The sequence below is a fragment of the Streptomyces sp. NPDC044003 genome, from assembly GCF_056435185.1.
Genome location: NZ_JBWKFA010000015.1, coordinates 1 through 14,528, shown reverse-complemented (window position 1 = coordinate 14,528; position 14,528 = coordinate 1). Strand labels below are relative to the sequence as shown.

Here is a 14,528-nt window from a genome sequence, read left to right as displayed (position 1 = left end):
CGGCATGTCAATCGAGTCCGTCGGCAGCGTCGTCCAGGTACGCGGCCTGCTGAAGCGGTACGGAAACAAGACCGCCGTCGACGGCCTCGACCTCGACGTGCGCGCGGGCACCGTCACCGCCGTCCTCGGCCCCAACGGGGCCGGCAAGACCACCACCATCGAGACCTGCGAGGGCTACCGCAGGCCCGACGGCGGCACCGTCCGCGTCCTCGGTCTCGACCCGGTCGCCGACGCCGCGGCCCTGCGCCCCAGGATCGGCGTGATGCTCCAGTCCGGCGGCGTCTACTCCGGCGCCCGCGCCGACGAGATGCTCCGCCACATGGCCAAGCTGCACGCCCACCCGCTCGACGTGGACGCCCTGATCGAGCGGCTCGGCCTCGGCTCCTGCGGTCGCACCACCTACCGGCGCCTCTCCGGCGGCCAGCAGCAGCGCCTCGCGCTCGCCATGGCCGTCGTCGGCCGCCCCGAGCTCGTCTTCCTCGACGAGCCCACCGCCGGCCTGGACCCGCAGGCCCGCCGCGCCACCTGGGACCTGGTCCGCGAGCTGCGCGCCGACGGCGTCACCGTGGTCCTCACCACCCACTTCATGCAGGAGGCCGAGGAGCTCGCCGACGACGTCGCGATCGTCGACGCCGGGCGGGTCGCCGTCCAGGGCAGCCCCGAGGAGCTCTGCCGCGGCGGCGCCGAGAACACCCTGCGCTTCACCGGCCGCCCCGGCCTCGACCTCGGCTCCCTGCTCAAGGCGCTGCCGGACGGCTCGGCCGCCGCGGAACCGCTCCCCGGCACGTACCGGATCACCGGCACCGTCGACCCCCAGCTGCTCGCCACGGTCACCACCTGGTGCGCCCAGCACGGCGTCATGCCGGACGGCATCGCCGTCGAGCGCCACACCCTCGAAGACGTCTTTCTGGAACTGACGGGCAAGGAACTGCGGTCGTGAGCACTGGTACGTACGCCCCGAAGCCCGGAGCCGCCCCCGTCGGGCGGATGATCGCCGCGCAGACCGCCCTGGAGACCAGGATGCTGCTGCGCAACGGCGAGCAGCTGCTGCTGACGGTGATCATCCCCTCGCTGCTCCTGGTCCTGTTCTCCACGGTCGACATCGTCGATACGGGCACGGACAAGGCCGTCGACTTCCTCGCCCCCGGCGTCCTCGCGCTCGCCGTGCTCTCCACGGCCTTCACCGGCCAGGCCATCGCGACCGGTTTCGAGCGGCGGTACGGGGTGCTCAAGCGCCTCGGAGCCTCACCGCTCCCCCGCTGGGCGCTCATGACCGCCAAGACGCTCTCCGTCCTCGTCACCGAGATCCTGCAGATCGTGCTCCTGACGGCGATCGCCCTGGCCCTCGGCTGGTCCCCGCAGGGCAACCCCGCGTCGGTCCTGCTGCTCCTGGTCCTCGGCACGGCCGCCTTCTCCGGACTCGGCCTGCTGATGGCCGGCACCCTGAAGGCCGAGGCCACCCTGGCCGCCGCGAACCTGGTCTTCCTGCTGCTCCTGGTGGGCGGCGGGGTCATCGTCCCGCTGGAGAAGTTCGGCGCCGCGGGCGACGTGCTCGCGCTGCTCCCGATCTCGGCCCTCTCGGACGGGCTCCGGGACGTCCTCCGGGACGGGGCCGCCATGCCGTGGGGCGATGCGCTGATCCTGGCCGTCTGGGCGGTCCTGGGGCTCGGAGCGGCGGCGAAGTTCTTCCGCTGGGAGTAACCGTAAGGTTCCGTTCGGCCACATACGCCCCCCTCGTGAAAGCGCGCACAAGCACCGTCCTACGATAGGGCCCGTGCTGACCCCCCTCGCATACATCGCCCAGCGCTGGACCCCGTCCCCCCGGACGCTCCGGCGCGCCGCGCTCGCCGCCGTCGTGATGAGCGTGCTCATCATCGTCACCGGCGGCGCGGTCCGGCTGACCGGCTCCGGTCTCGGCTGCGACACCTGGCCGAAGTGCACGGACGACAGCCTCATCGTGACGCCCGAGCAGGGCTACCGCGGCGCGATCGAGTTCGGCAACCGGATGCTGACGTACGTCCTGTCGGCGGCGGTCGGCTGGGCGATCGTCTCCGCCCGCTCCACCAAGCCCTGGCGCCGCGGACTCACCCGGCTCGCCTGGGCCCAGTTCTGGATCGTGATGAGCAACGCCGTCATCGGCGGCATCACGGTCTGGATGGGCCTCAACCCGTGGACGGTGGCCGGCCACTTCCTCGCCGCGAACTCCCTGCTCACGGTCGCCGTCATCACCTGGCACCGCACCGGCGAGGGCGACACCGCCCCCCGCCCGCGCGTGCCGCGCCCGGTCCGCAAGCTGTCCTGGGCGATCACGATCGTCTCCGCGCTGCTGATCGTGCTCGGCACGACGGTCACCGGCGCCGGCAAGCACGCCGGCGACAGCAGCGACGTCCCGCGCATGCCGTGGGACTGGACGAACGCCGCCCACGTCCACGCGATCGCCGCCTGGGTGGTCTGCGCCCTCGCGCTGGCGATGTGGCTGGTCCTGCGCGTGGTGGACGCCCCGCTCGACACCCGGGCCCGCGCCCGCGACCTGCTGATCGTGCTGCTCGCGCAGGGTGCGATCGGTTACGTCCAGTACTTCACCGGGGTCCCCGAGCTCCTGGTCGCCGCGCACATGCTCGGCTCCTCGCTGATGTGGATCGCGGTCCTGCGCCTGGCCCTGAGCCTGCGCGAGCGCCCGCTCGCCACGCCCGGGATCCCGGCCCAGGCCGACCCGGAACTGGCGGCCACGGCCTGACGGCCTCTGGATCCAACATCCTGGATCCGAATCCACGATCCACGATCCACGATCCAGAATCCTGGATCCAGGATTCTGGATCGTGGATCGTGGATCGTGGATCCAGGATCCCGACGGGTCTACCTGCTCCCCGCGAGCCGGTAGACCCGTTTCGCGTTCTCCGCCGCGATCATCGTCGCCACCCGCTGCGCGTCCGTACGGGACCAGGCGCCGTCCATGACCCACTCGCCGAGCACCCGGCCGAGGGCGGACCGGAAGGTGCTCGCCGCGACCACGTGCAGCTCGGGCAGCCCCTGGGCACCGCTGGAGAACAGCAGCTTGCCGAACGGCGCGCGCTCCAGGACCTCGGCGAGGACGGCCGCCGCCCGGGCCCCCGTGTGGGCGAGGACGGGGCCGAGGTCGGCGTACACGTGCGGGTGAAGTCCGGTCAGGTGCGCGGCCGCGCGCTGGTGCGGGTAGCGGTGCAGCAGCACCAGGTCCGCGCCGAGCCCCGCGGTGGCGGCGGCGAAGCCGTGCAGGGCGGCCGGATCCTCCGTGTGCAGCTGGAGGGGGCGCCCGGCCGTGACCGCGATCCAGAGCAGATGACGCAGCAGGACGGGGTCGGTGACCGGGCCGCCGGCCGTGCGGTGGGCCAGCCAGCGTCCGGCGGCCCCGCGTACCTCTCCGGGGCCCGGCGGTTCGGGCAGGGCCGCGAGCCCGCCCCGTACCCCCGACGCCGAACTGAACGCGACCGCGCCGGCGGCGGCCCCGTGGACGGCCTCGGCGAGGTTGGCGAGGAAGGCCTCGGCGGTGCCCGAGGTGTCGGCGACCTGTTCGGCGAGGGGTTCGAGACGGACGATCTCGTGGGCCTCGGCGGCGCCCGCGGCGCCGAGCTCGGCGGGTCGGGTGAGGTCGCCGGGGAGCCCGGTGTCGACGAGATAGGTGGAGATCCCGGAGGCGCGCAGCAGCCGGCGGCCGGCCTCGGCGGCGCCGAGTTCCCGGCGGCGGGCGAGGTAGCGGGCGGGCGGGCAGTGCGGTTCGAGGCCGAGGAGCGGCGGGCACCAGCGGCGCACGGCGAAGCCGGTCTGGGTGTCGAAGAAGGTGGTGCCGGCGGCGGGCAGCACGGCGACACCGCCCGGATGGCCGCCCAGGTGGGCACCGAGGTGGGCCTCGAAGGTGCCGAGGCCGAGCTCCGTACGGAGCACCCCGTGGCAGTACTGGTCCACCAGGTGCGGCGTGTCGATCATCTCGGGGGGCTCCCTGTGTGGACGTGTCTCCACACGTCCTAACGGGTGAGCCCCGCGCGAGGTTGTTGCCTCAGCTGTTGGAGGGGCCGCCGATCTGGATACCGGCCATCCGGGTCCACTCGTACGGGCCGGTGGCGACCTTGGCGGCGAACTCGCCGTCGAACTCCTCGTGGAGGGTCAGACCGGCCTTCTCGGCGGCCTGCTGCGCGATCGCGTACGACTTCGCGACGAGGTCGCCCCAGCCGCCGTCCGTGCCGACCAGGACGATCCGGGTGCCCGCCTGGCCGATGTGCGCGAGGTGTCCCTCGGCGCCGCCGTGCGCCTTGGAGAAGGCCTTGATCTCCTTGGCGAGCCTGGCCGCCCTGCGCTCTTCCTGCTTCGTTTCTGCCATGACACGGATGCTACCGAGGGGTAGAACGAACGGCGACGGCCGGGTCACGTGGCCTATCCCACGTGACCCGGCCGTCGGACCGGTCTGATCATCTGAGCGCTAGCGGAGGAAGGGATCCACCGCGACCGCCACGAAGAGCAGCGAGACATAGGTGATGGACCAGTGGAAGAGGCGCATCTCCTTGAGCTTGGCGCCCGTCACCTCCGCCTTGGCGCGGTTGAGGAGCGCGTGCGCCTCCCACAGCCACCAGCCGCCGGTGACCAGCGCCACCGCGGTGTAGAACCAGCCGGTGTAGCCGAGCGGGGTCAGCAGCAGGGAGACGGCGACCATCACCCAGCTGTAGACGACGATCTGCTTGGCCACGACCTTGTTGGAGGCGAGGACCGGCAGCATGGGCACGCCCGCGCGTGCGTAGTCGTCCTTCACCTTCATCGACAGCGGCCAGTAGTGCGGCGGCGTCCAGAAGAAGATGACGAGGAAGAGGATGATCGCGGCCCACGACATCGAGTTGGTCACGGCCGACCAGCCGATGAGCACCGGCAGGCAGCCGGCGATGCCGCCCCAGACGATGTTCTGGGCGGTGCGCCGCTTCAGGATCATCGTGTAGACCACGACGTAGAAGAGGAGCGCACCGAGCGAGAGCGCGGCGGACAGCCAGTTGACCAGCAGGCCGAACCAGAGCGTGGAGACCACGGCGAGGGTGAGCCCGAAGACCAGGCCCTCGCGCGGGGTGAGGACGCCGGTGACGAGCGGACGCTGAGAGGTGCGGTCCATCAGGGCGTCGATGTCGCGGTCGATGTACATGTTCAGCGCGTTGGCGCCGCCCGCGGACAGGTAGCCGCCCAAGCAGGTGGCGAGCACCAGCCACAGGTCGGGCACGCCCTGCTCGGCGAGGAACATCACCGGAACGGTCGTGATGAGCAGCAGCTCGATGATTCGCGGCTTGGTCAGCGCCACGAATGCCTTGACGCGGGCCCCGAACGGCCGATGGCCCCCCGGGCTGGGAGTCAAGACGACCCCTGCGGGTCGGGACTCGACGGCCGTCACGCACACCCCTGACAGAGAAATTCCCAGCAAGCTCCCCGGGTGAAGACGGGGTAAAGCTTGCGCGTACCACGCCACTGTAGACGTTGCCCAGACGCCGATCTTCGCGGGGGTGGGGTCGTGTTGGTGCGGTACGTCCCAAGGGGTGGACACGTTCGGAGGCGGCTCCGGGCGTGGCTCGGGAGGCGAACTCCCACGACCACCGGCACTCTTGCTGTGTCCTTTCATTTCTCCGCTCATTTGAGGGGCATGGACACGAAAAGAGGGGCGTTCCGCGGGGGTAGGCTCGACAACGCCGGTACACCCTCAGTCACCGGCTTCAGACATGTGGAGAGGAGCCCTGACCCAGGGTGAGCACTAAGCCGACCACCACAGACCTCGAGTGGACCGAGTTGGACCAGCGGGCTGTCGACACCGCCCGCATCCTGGCCGCGGACGCCGTACAGAAGGTCGGCAACGGCCATCCCGGTACGGCGATGAGCCTGGCGCCCGCCGCGTACACCCTCTTCCAGAAGGTGATGCGGCACGACCCGGCCGACCCCGAGTGGGTCGGGCGCGACCGGTTCGTCCTCTCCGCGGGCCACTCGTCCCTGACCCTCTACACCCAGCTCTACCTGGGTGGCTTCGGTCTCGAGCTGGACGACCTCAAGACCTTCCGCACCTGGGGCTCGAAGACCCCCGGCCACCCGGAGTACGGCCACACCGCCGGCGTCGAGACCACCACGGGCCCGCTGGGCCAGGGTGTCGCCAACGCCGTGGGCATGGCGATGGCCGCCCGCTACGAGCGCGGTCTGTTCGACCCGGAGGCCGCCACCGGCGCCTCCCCGTTCGACCACCGGATCTACGTGATCGCCGGTGACGGCTGCCTCCAGGAGGGCATCTCCGCGGAGGCGTCCTCGCTCGCCGGCCACCAGAAGCTCGGCAACCTGATCCTGCTGTGGGACGACAACCACATCTCGATCGAGGGTGACACCGAGACGGCCGTGTCCGAGGACACGATGAAGCGGTACGAGGCGTACGGCTGGCACGTCCAGCGCGTCGAGCCGCAGGCCAACGGCGACCTGGACCCGGCCGCGCTGTACACGGCGATCAAGGCCGCCGAGGCCGAGACCGAGCGTCCGTCCTTCATCGCGATGCGCTCGATCATCGCCTGGCCCGCCCCGAACGCGCAGAACACCGAGGCCGCGCACGGCTCGGCCCTCGGCGACGAGGAGATCGCGGCCACCAAGCGCGTCCTGGGCTTCGACTCGGAGCAGACCTTCGAGGTCGGCGACGAGGTCATCGCGCACACCCGTGCGCTCGGCGACCGCGGCCGCGAGGCCCGCGCCGCGTGGGAGAAGCAGCTCGCCGAGTGGCGTACGGCCAACCCGGAGCGCGCCGCCGAGTTCGACCGCATCCAGGCGAACGAGCTGCCGGCCGGCTGGGCCGAGAAGCTCCCGGTCTTCGAGCCGGGCAAGGGTGTCGCCACCCGTGCCGCCTCGGGCCAGGTCCTCAAGGCGCTCGGCGCGGTCATCCCGGAGCTGTGGGGCGGCTCGGCCGACCTCGCCGGCTCGAACAACACGACGATCGACAAGGACTCGTCGTTCCTGCCCGAGGGCAACCCGCTGCCGGAGGCCGACAAGTACGGCCGCACGATCCACTTCGGCATCCGCGAGCACTCCATGGCCGCGGAGATGAACGGCATCGCGCTGCACGGCAACACGCGCATCTACGGCGGCACCTTCCTGGTGTTCTCCGACTACATGCGCAACGCGGTGCGTCTGTCGGCCCTCATGCACCTGCCCGTGACGTACGTCTGGACCCACGACTCGATCGGTCTGGGCGAGGACGGCCCGACGCACCAGCCGGTGGAGCACCTGGCCTCGCTGCGCGCGATCCCGGGTCTGAACATCGTCCGTCCGGCCGACGCCAACGAGACGGCCCTCGCCTGGCGCGAGATCATGCAGCGCCACACCAAGGTCTTCGGCAAGGGCGCCCCGCACGGTCTGGCGCTCACCCGCCAGGGCGTGCCGACGTACACCCCGAACGAGGACACGGTCAAGGGCGGCTACGTGCTGTTCGAGGCCGAGGGCGGCTCGCCCGAGGTCGTGCTGATCGGCACCGGTTCCGAGGTGCACCTGGCCGTCGAGGCCCGTGAGCAGCTCCAGGCCGCCGGCGTCCCGACCCGTGTGGTCTCGATGCCGTCCGTCGAGTGGTTCGAGGAGCAGGACCAGGCGTACAAGGACTCGGTCCTGCCGCCGTCGGTGAAGGCCCGGGTCGCGGTCGAGGCCGGCATCGGTCTCACCTGGCACAAGTACGTCGGTGACGCCGGCCGGATCGTCTCGCTGGAGCACTTCGGTGCCTCGGCGGACGCGAAGGTCCTCTTCCGCGAGTTCGGGTTCACGCCGGAGGCGATCGCCGCCGCCGCGCGGGAATCCATCGCCGCCGCCGCGCGCTGACGTCCATACGTACGACTTAATGGAGATGCAATTCTCATGACAGACGCTCTCAAGCGCCTCTCCGACGAAGGCGTCGCGATCTGGCTGGACGACCTCTCGCGCAAGCGGATCACGTCCGGCAACCTGGCCGAGCTCATCGACCAGAGCCACGTGGTCGGTGTGACCACGAACCCGTCGATCTTCCAGAAGGCCATCTCCTCGGGTGACGGTTACGAGCAGCAGCTCGTGGACCTCGCCGCCCGCAAGGTGACCGTCGACGAGGCCATCCGGATGATCACGACGGCGGACGTCCGCGACGCCGCCGACATCCTGCGCCCGGTCTTCGACGCGACGGACGGCCAGGACGGCCGGGTCTCCATCGAGGTCGACCCCCGTCTCGCCCACGAGACGGCCGCCACCATCGCCGAGGCCAAGCAGCTGGCCTGGCTGGTGGACCGCCCCAACACCCTGATCAAGATCCCGGCGACCAAGGCGGGTCTGCCGGCGATCACCGAGGTCATCGGCCTCGGCATCAGCGTCAACGTCACGCTGATCTTCTCGCTCGAGCGCTACCGCGCGGTCATGGACGCCTACCTGGCGGGTCTGGAGAAGGCCCGCGAGCGCGGCCTCGACCTGTCGAAGATCCACTCGGTGGCGTCCTTCTTCGTGTCCCGCGTGGACACGGAGATCGACAAGCGCCTGGACGGCATCGGCACCGACGAGGCCAAGGCGCTCAAGGGCAAGGCCGCCCTGGCCAACGCCCGTCTGGCCTACGAGGCGTACGAGGAGGTCTTCTCCTCGGACCGCTGGGCCGCCCTCGACAAGGCGCAGGCCAACAAGCAGCGTCCGCTGTGGGCCTCGACCGGCGTCAAGGACCCCGCCTACAAGGACACGCTGTACGTCGTGGACCTGGTCGCGCCCGGCACGGTGAACACCATGCCGGAGGCCACCATGGAGGCCACCGCCGACCACGGCGAGGTCACCGGTGACACCATCCGCGGCACGTACGAGCAGTCGCGGGCCGAGCTGGCGGCCGTCGAGAAGCTGGGCATCAGCTACGACGACGTCGTCCAGCTCCTGGAGGACGAGGGCGTCGAGAAGTTCGAGGCGTCCTGGAACGACCTGCTCAAGTCCACCGAGGCGGAGCTCGCGCGCCGCGGATCTTCGGAGGCGTAAGCACTTTGAGCGCAGTCCACGGAGCCAACCCGCTCCGTGACGCCGCAGACCGACGGCTCCCGCGCATCGCGGGGCCGTCGGGTCTGGTGATCTTCGGCGTCACGGGCGATTTGTCCCGTAAGAAGCTGATGCCTGCCGTCTACGACCTGGCCAACCGCGGCCTGCTGCCGCCGGGCTTCTCGCTCGTCGGCTTCGCCCGCCGCGAGTGGGCGGACGAGGACTTCGCGCAGGAGGTCTACGAGGCCGTCAAGCAGCACGCGCGCACCCCCTTCCGCGAGGAGGTGTGGCAGCAGCTCATCCAGGGCATGCGGTTCGTCCAGGGCGACTTCGACGACGACACGGCCTTCGAGCAGCTCAAGTCGACGATCGAGGAGCTGGACAAGGCGCAGGGCACGGGCGGCAACTTCGCCTTCTACCTGTCCGTGCCGCCGAAGTTCTTCCCCCTCGTCGTCCAGCAGCTCAAGAAGCACGGCCTGGCCGACCAGAAGGACGGCTCCTGGCGCCGCGCGGTCATCGAGAAGCCCTTCGGGCACGACCTGGTCTCCGCCAAGGAGCTCAACGAGGTCGTCCACGAGGTCTTCCCGCCGGATGCGGTCTTCCGCATCGACCACTACCTCGGCAAGGAGACCGTCCAGAACATCCTGGCGCTCCGCTTCGCCAACACCCTCTTCGAGCCGATCTGGAACCGGTCGTACGTCGACCACGTGCAGATCACCATGGCCGAGGACATCGGCATCGGCGGCCGCGCCGGCTACTACGACGGCATCGGCGCCGCCCGTGACGTCATCCAGAACCACCTGCTCCAGCTGCTCGCGCTGACCGCGATGGAGGAGCCCGCCTCCTTCGACGCCGACGCGCTGGCCGCCGAGAAGACCAAGGTCCTCGGCGCGGTGAAGCTGCCCAAGGACCTGGGCAAGTCCACGGTCCGCGGCCAGTACGCGGCCGGGTGGCAGGGCGGCGCCAAGGCCGTCGGCTACCTCCAGGAAGACGGCATCGACCCCCAGTCGAAGACCGACACCTACGCGGCCATCAAGCTGGAGATCGACAACCGCCGCTGGGCGGGCGTCCCGTTCTACCTGCGGACCGGCAAGCGCCTGGGCCGCCGCGTCACCGAGATCGCGGTCGTCTTCCAGCGCGCCCCGCACTCCCCCTTCGACCACACCGCGACCGAGGAGCTCGGCCGCAACGCCATCGTGATCCGGGTCCAGCCGGACGAGGGCGTGACGGTGCGGTTCGGCTCCAAGGTGCCCGGCACCCAGATGGAGATCCGGGACGTGTCGATGGACTTCGCGTACGGCGAGTCCTTCACGGAGTCCAGCCCCGAGGCGTACGAGCGGCTCATCCTCGACGTCCTGCTCGGCGACTCCAACCTCTTCCCGCGCGTCGAGGAGGTCGAGCTGTCCTGGAAGATCCTCGACCCGATCGAGCAGTTCTGGGACACGCACGGCAAGCCCGCGCAGTACCAGTCCGGGACCTGGGGTCCGGTCGAGGCGGACGAGATGCTCGCACGAGACGGCAGGAGCTGGCGCCGGCCATGAAGACCGACCTGACGGACACCACGTCCTCCAAGATCAACAAGGCGCTGGTGCTCGGGCGGCGGGCGATCGGCACGCCGGCCGTCGGCATGGTGCTCACCCTCGTGATCGTCACCGACGAGGAGAACGCCTACGACGCGCTGAAGGCGGCCAACGAGGCGTCCCGCGAGCACCCCTCGCGGACCCTCGTCGTCATCAAGAGGGTCTCGCGCTCGCCGCGGGACCGTGCCAAGGCACGGCTCGACGCCGAGGTCCGCCTCGGCGCCGACGCCAGCACCGGCGAGACGGTGGTGCTCCGGCTGTACGGCGAGGTCGTCGACCACGCCCAGTCGGTGGTGCTGCCGCTGCTCCTCCCGGACGCCCCCGTCGTCGTCTGGTGGCCGGTGAACGCGCCGTCCGACCCGGCGAACGACCCGCTGGGCGCGCTCGCCCAGCGCCGGGTGACCGACACGTACGCCGCCGAGCAGCCCATCCAGGAGCTGTCCGCGCGCGCGGACGCGTACACCCCCGGCGACACGGACCTCTCGTGGACCCGGATCACCCCGTGGCGTTCGATGCTGGCCGCCGCGCTCGACCAGGTCGTCTGCGAGGTCACCTCGGCCGAGGTCGAGGGCGAGGAGTTCAACCCGAGCGTCGAGCTGCTCGCGATGTGGCTGGCGGACCGGCTGAAGGTGCCGGTGCGGCGCGCGAAGTCGGCGGGCCCCGGTCTCACCTCCGTACGGATGGAGACCAACGCCGGACCGATCGTGCTCGACCGGCCGGACGGCTCGCTCGCGACGCTCTCCATAGAGGGTCAGCCGGACCGTGCGGTGGCGCTCAAGCGCCGCGACACGGCCGAGCTGATCGCGGAGGAGCTGCGCCGGCTCGACCCGGACGACACCTACGCGACGGCGCTCAAGTTCGGTCTGGAGCGGCTGGACGAGGAGGCGGCGGCGACCGCCCCGGAGCCCGTCGTGGAGACGGTCGTGGAGACGGTCGTGGAGACCGTGACGGAGACGGAGACGGAGGCGGTCGTGGAGACGGCCCCCGCCGCCAAGCCCGCCGCGAAGAAGACCCCGGCCAAGAAGGCGGCGGCCAAGTGAGCACCCCTCAGCTGGTCGTCCACCGCGACAAGGAGCTGATGGCCGAGGCCGCCGCGGCCCGGCTCATCACCCGGATCGTGGACGCCCAGGCCGCCCGTGGCTCCGCCTCGGTCGTGCTGACCGGCGGCCGCAACGGCAACGGCCTGCTCGCGGCGCTCGGTTCGGCGCCCGCGCGGGACGCGATCGACTGGTCGCGGCTCGACCTGTGGTGGGGCGACGAGCGGTACCTGCCCGAGGGCGACCCCGAGCGGAACGTCACCCAGGCCCGTGCGGCGCTGCTCGACGGGGTGCCGCTCGACCCGGCCCGGGTGCACGCCATGCCGGCCTCGGACGGGCCGTACGGCTCCGACGTCGACGCCGCGGCCGCCGCGTACGCGGAGGAGCTGGCCGCCGCCGCGGGTCCCGGTGACCACGGTGGGGTGCCGACCTTCGACGTGCTGATGCTGGGCGTCGGCCCGGACACGCACGTGGCCTCGCTCTTCCCGGAGCTGCCGGCGGTCCGTGAGACCGAGCGGACGGTGGTCGGGGTGCGCGGCGCTCCGAAGCCGCCGCCGGTCCGCGTCTCGCTGACGCTTCCGGCGATCCGGGCGGCGAAGGAGGTCTGGCTGCTCGCGGCCGGGGAGGACAAGGCGAAGGCCGCGGCGATCGCGCTGTCGGGCGCGGGCGAGGTGCAGGCCCCGGCGGCCGGTGCCTACGGCCGCTCGCGGACGCTGTGGCTGCTCGACGCGGCGGCCGCGTCGGAGCTGCCGCGGAGCCTGTATCCGCCGGCCTCGGCCTGACGCATCCGTACGGAGGCCCGGTTCACCTTGCGGTGGGCCGGGCCTCCGGCGTGTGTACGGGCTCCGCGGAAGGCTCCAGGAACGGCGCGAGGAGCCCCGGTACGGCCTCGGCGGCGAAGGTGAGACCCTGACTCTCGCCCGCGTCGAGGATGTCGTACGCGCCCGCTCCGGCCGCCGTGGTGGCGGTGATCGTGAGGATCCCGGCCCGGCGCTGGAAGTACGACTGCTTCACCGTCCAGCCGATGACCCCGGAGCGCTGGAGCGCCACGGTCGCGCGCCGGACGGTACCCGAACGGGTCACCAGGTAGGCGCCGCTGACGGCGTGTCCGAGGCCGCGGTAGGCGTCGCGGGCGAGCAGCGCGGCGACCGGGGTGAGGACGAGGGCGCAGCCGGCCGCCACGTACAGCAGTACGGGGGTGAGGAGGGCGCCGAGGAGGGCGAGGAGCGCCACGGGGCCGAGCACGCTCCACGCGGCCCAGCGCAGCCGTCGGGTGCGGGCGGCCCGGGGGTGGGCGGCGAGCGGTGCGGCCGTGGGCGGCTCCGGCTCGCGGAGCACCTGGGCGGCGACCCGGTCGGCGACCTCGCGGGGCACGGCCGGCAGCAGGTTCTTGAGGTCGGCGTGCTTGTCGTCGTCGTGCTCGGCGAGGCCGGTGGCGACGGCGTCGACGCGGGCGGCCCCGAACAGCCGCACCCCGAGGGGCTGGACCAGTTCGATCCCGCGCAGCCGGCGCTCCTCGATGGAGACCGAGCGGGCGGTGAACAGGCCGCGGCGGACGCGCAGGGTGCCGCCGGGCTCGCGCTCCAGGCGGTAGTTCCACCAGCCCTCGATCCAGAGGCCGAGCGCGCCGACCGCTCCGGCGGCGGTGGCGAGGAGGACGAGGTCGACGACTGTCCAGGTCAGGGAGGTGTCCTGGAAGCGGTCCCCTATCCAGTGGATGACCTCGCCCTGGGCGCCGAACCACTCGCTGACCTGGAAGACGGCTCCGACGGCGGCTCCGCCGAGGGCGGGGGCGAGGAAGGAGACGGGGGCGTAGCGGATCCAGCGCGGGTCGAGGCCGGCGAGGGCCCCGTCGTGTTCCTTCGCCGTGGCGCCGGCCCGGGTGAGGAGCTCCCGGCGGAGCCGCTCGCCCTCGGCGCGGGTGACCAGGTCGAGTGCGAGGGTGGACTCGCCGCCGGTGTGCTCGCCGGTGCCGATGCGGACCTTGACGAGGCCGAGGACGCGCTGGAGGGGGTTGGCGGTGAGGTCGACGCTGCGGATCCGCTCACGGGCCAGGGAACGGTGCTTGAGGAGCAGGAGCCCGGTGTGGAGGTCGACCTGCTCGGGGCCGACGCGGTAGCGGGTGCGGCGCAGCCGGACCCAGTCGGCGGCGGTGCCGGCGAGGACGAGCAGCACGGCGCCCGCGAGGACCCAGGCGACGGCCTGCCACAGGGGTCTGCCTCCGGAGAGGCCGGCCACGGCCGGGAGGGCCGCGCCGCCGGCCACCCCGCAGAGGACGGCGGCGCCGGCGACCAGAGTGCGGGGGTCGAGCCGCCGCCACTGCTCCTCCTCGCTCATGTGGCGTCTCCGGGGGTGGCCCGGGTGAGGAGGGTGAGCCGCTCGGCGAGTTCGGCGGCGAGCTCGTGGTCGAGGCCCTCGATGCGGATCGCCCCTTTGGAGGAGGCGGTGGTGACGGTGACGGTGGCGAGCCGGAAGGCCTGCTCCAGCGGGCCGCGTTCGGTGTCGACCGTCTGGATCCGGGACATCGGGGCGATCCGCCACTCCTGCCAGAGGGCGCCGGTGCGCACGTAGACGGCCTCGTCGGTGACCTCCCAGCGGTGCACCCGGAACCACCAGGCGGGGAGGAACGCGGTGCAGCCGAGGCCCAGGGCCGCCACGGCCCCGGCCGCGAGCAGCAGCCAGGACCTGGCCGGCCCGATCAGCGCGCCGAGCACGGCCAGGACCGCCACCGGCACGGCGGTGGCCACGAGCAGCCGGCCCCGCCACCAGGTGACGGCCCGTGCGTCGACGGCGTTCCTGGGCGGCCGCAGCCGCACCGCGTCCTCCCCCGTCATGCGGTCCTACCTTGTTCGCGGGTTGGACGGGCCGTCGTAAGGTCCAGAGGCCCAGAGACGCCGGGTATGGCTTTCATGCGGTTGCCCTC

13 protein-coding genes are annotated in these 14,528 nt (G+C 71.9%); 8 read left to right on the top strand and 5 right to left on the bottom strand.

Going from position 1 to position 14,528, the window contains the following annotated elements; translation table 11 throughout:
- Positions 1-4: 4 nt before the first annotated feature.
- The 3 genes from AC07AW_RS37020 (at position 5) to AC07AW_RS37010 (ending at position 2,737) form a co-directional block, all read left to right on the top strand.
- A complete protein-coding gene (locus AC07AW_RS37020) occupies positions 5-940 on the top strand; it encodes an ABC transporter ATP-binding protein (RefSeq protein WP_478819847.1) in 936 nt (311 codons plus the stop codon).
- Positions 937-1,701, top strand: a complete 765-nt coding sequence (locus AC07AW_RS37015) for an ABC transporter permease (protein WP_478819846.1) — start codon at positions 937-939, stop codon at positions 1,699-1,701. The genes AC07AW_RS37020 and AC07AW_RS37015 overlap by 4 nt, the downstream gene beginning before the upstream one ends.
- A gap of 64 nt (positions 1,702-1,765) precedes the next feature.
- The gene (locus AC07AW_RS37010; RefSeq protein ID WP_478819957.1) at positions 1,766-2,737 is read left to right on the top strand and encodes a COX15/CtaA family protein; all 972 of its coding nucleotides are present in this window, start codon (positions 1,766-1,768) and stop codon (positions 2,735-2,737) included.
- 119 nt (positions 2,738-2,856) lie between these two features.
- On the opposite strand, the gene AC07AW_RS37005 is transcribed toward AC07AW_RS37010, so the two are convergent.
- The 3 genes from AC07AW_RS37005 to AC07AW_RS36995 all read right to left on the bottom strand — a co-directional run bounded on the left by AC07AW_RS37005 (position 2,857) and on the right by AC07AW_RS36995 (position 5,401).
- Positions 2,857-3,963 carry an amidohydrolase gene (locus tag AC07AW_RS37005; RefSeq protein ID WP_478819845.1) on the bottom strand — a complete coding sequence of 369 codons (1,107 nt, stop codon included), beginning with the start codon at positions 3,961-3,963 and terminating at the stop codon, positions 2,857-2,859.
- A gap of 70 nt (positions 3,964-4,033) precedes the next feature.
- Positions 4,034-4,354 carry a hypothetical protein gene (locus AC07AW_RS37000; RefSeq protein WP_478819844.1) on the bottom strand — a complete coding sequence of 107 codons (321 nt, stop codon included), beginning with the start codon at positions 4,352-4,354 and terminating at the stop codon, positions 4,034-4,036.
- A 99-nt stretch (positions 4,355-4,453) separates the two neighbouring features.
- A complete protein-coding gene (locus AC07AW_RS36995; protein WP_478819843.1) occupies positions 4,454-5,401 on the bottom strand; it encodes a heme o synthase in 948 nt (315 codons plus the stop codon).
- Between the two features lie 347 nt (positions 5,402-5,748).
- Here AC07AW_RS36995 and tkt point away from each other — a divergent pair, with 347 nt between their 5' ends.
- Genes tkt through pgl form a run of 5 tightly spaced genes read left to right on the top strand, consistent with a single transcriptional unit; the run spans position 5,749 to position 12,387 of the window.
- On the top strand, positions 5,749-7,836 hold the full coding sequence (gene tkt, locus AC07AW_RS36990) for a transketolase (RefSeq protein WP_478819842.1): 2,088 nt from the start codon (positions 5,749-5,751) through the stop codon (positions 7,834-7,836).
- Positions 7,837-7,872: 36 nt separating this feature from the next.
- Positions 7,873-8,991, top strand: a complete 1,119-nt coding sequence (gene tal / locus AC07AW_RS36985) for a transaldolase (RefSeq protein ID WP_478819841.1) — start codon at positions 7,873-7,875, stop codon at positions 8,989-8,991.
- A 5-nt stretch (positions 8,992-8,996) separates the two neighbouring features.
- The gene (gene zwf / locus AC07AW_RS36980; protein WP_369143601.1) at positions 8,997-10,529 is read left to right on the top strand and encodes a glucose-6-phosphate dehydrogenase; all 1,533 of its coding nucleotides are present in this window, start codon (positions 8,997-8,999) and stop codon (positions 10,527-10,529) included.
- Positions 10,526-11,608: a glucose-6-phosphate dehydrogenase assembly protein OpcA gene (opcA, locus tag AC07AW_RS36975; protein WP_478819840.1), complete on the top strand. Its 1,083-nt coding sequence runs from the start codon at positions 10,526-10,528 to the stop codon at positions 11,606-11,608. The genes zwf and opcA overlap by 4 nt, the downstream gene beginning before the upstream one ends.
- On the top strand, positions 11,605-12,387 hold the full coding sequence (gene pgl, locus AC07AW_RS36970; RefSeq protein WP_478819839.1) for a 6-phosphogluconolactonase: 783 nt from the start codon (positions 11,605-11,607) through the stop codon (positions 12,385-12,387). Before opcA ends, pgl begins: the two co-directional genes overlap by 4 nt.
- A gap of 22 nt (positions 12,388-12,409) precedes the next feature.
- Here pgl and AC07AW_RS36965 read toward each other — a convergent pair whose 3' ends face one another.
- Both AC07AW_RS36965 and AC07AW_RS36960 read right to left on the bottom strand, forming a co-directional pair.
- Complete coding sequence (locus AC07AW_RS36965; protein WP_478819838.1) at positions 12,410-13,942, bottom strand: PH domain-containing protein; 1,533 nt, start codon at positions 13,940-13,942, stop codon at positions 12,410-12,412.
- The gene (locus tag AC07AW_RS36960) at positions 13,939-14,439 is read right to left on the bottom strand and encodes a PH domain-containing protein (protein ID WP_478819837.1); all 501 of its coding nucleotides are present in this window, start codon (positions 14,437-14,439) and stop codon (positions 13,939-13,941) included. The genes AC07AW_RS36965 and AC07AW_RS36960 overlap by 4 nt, the downstream gene beginning before the upstream one ends.
- Positions 14,440-14,528: the final 89 nt, after the last annotated feature.

Bases quoted from the DNA above. Each gene is read 5' to 3' on its own strand.
- AC07AW_RS37020 (WP_478819847.1), top strand. From the start codon at position 5: ATGTCAATCGAGTCCGTCGGCAGCGTCGTCCAGGTACGCGGCCTGCTG.
- AC07AW_RS37005 (WP_478819845.1), bottom strand. From the start codon at position 3,963: ATGATCGACACGCCGCACCTGGTGGACCAGTACTGCCACGGGGTGCTC.
- AC07AW_RS37000 (WP_478819844.1), bottom strand. From the start codon at position 4,354: ATGGCAGAAACGAAGCAGGAAGAGCGCAGGGCGGCCAGGCTCGCCAAG.
- tal (WP_478819841.1), top strand. From the start codon at position 7,873: ATGACAGACGCTCTCAAGCGCCTCTCCGACGAAGGCGTCGCGATCTGG.
- opcA (WP_478819840.1), top strand. From the start codon at position 10,526: ATGAAGACCGACCTGACGGACACCACGTCCTCCAAGATCAACAAGGCG.
- AC07AW_RS36965 (WP_478819838.1), bottom strand. From the start codon at position 13,942: ATGAGCGAGGAGGAGCAGTGGCGGCGGCTCGACCCCCGCACTCTGGTC.
- AC07AW_RS36960 (WP_478819837.1), bottom strand. From the start codon at position 14,439: ATGACGGGGGAGGACGCGGTGCGGCTGCGGCCGCCCAGGAACGCCGTC.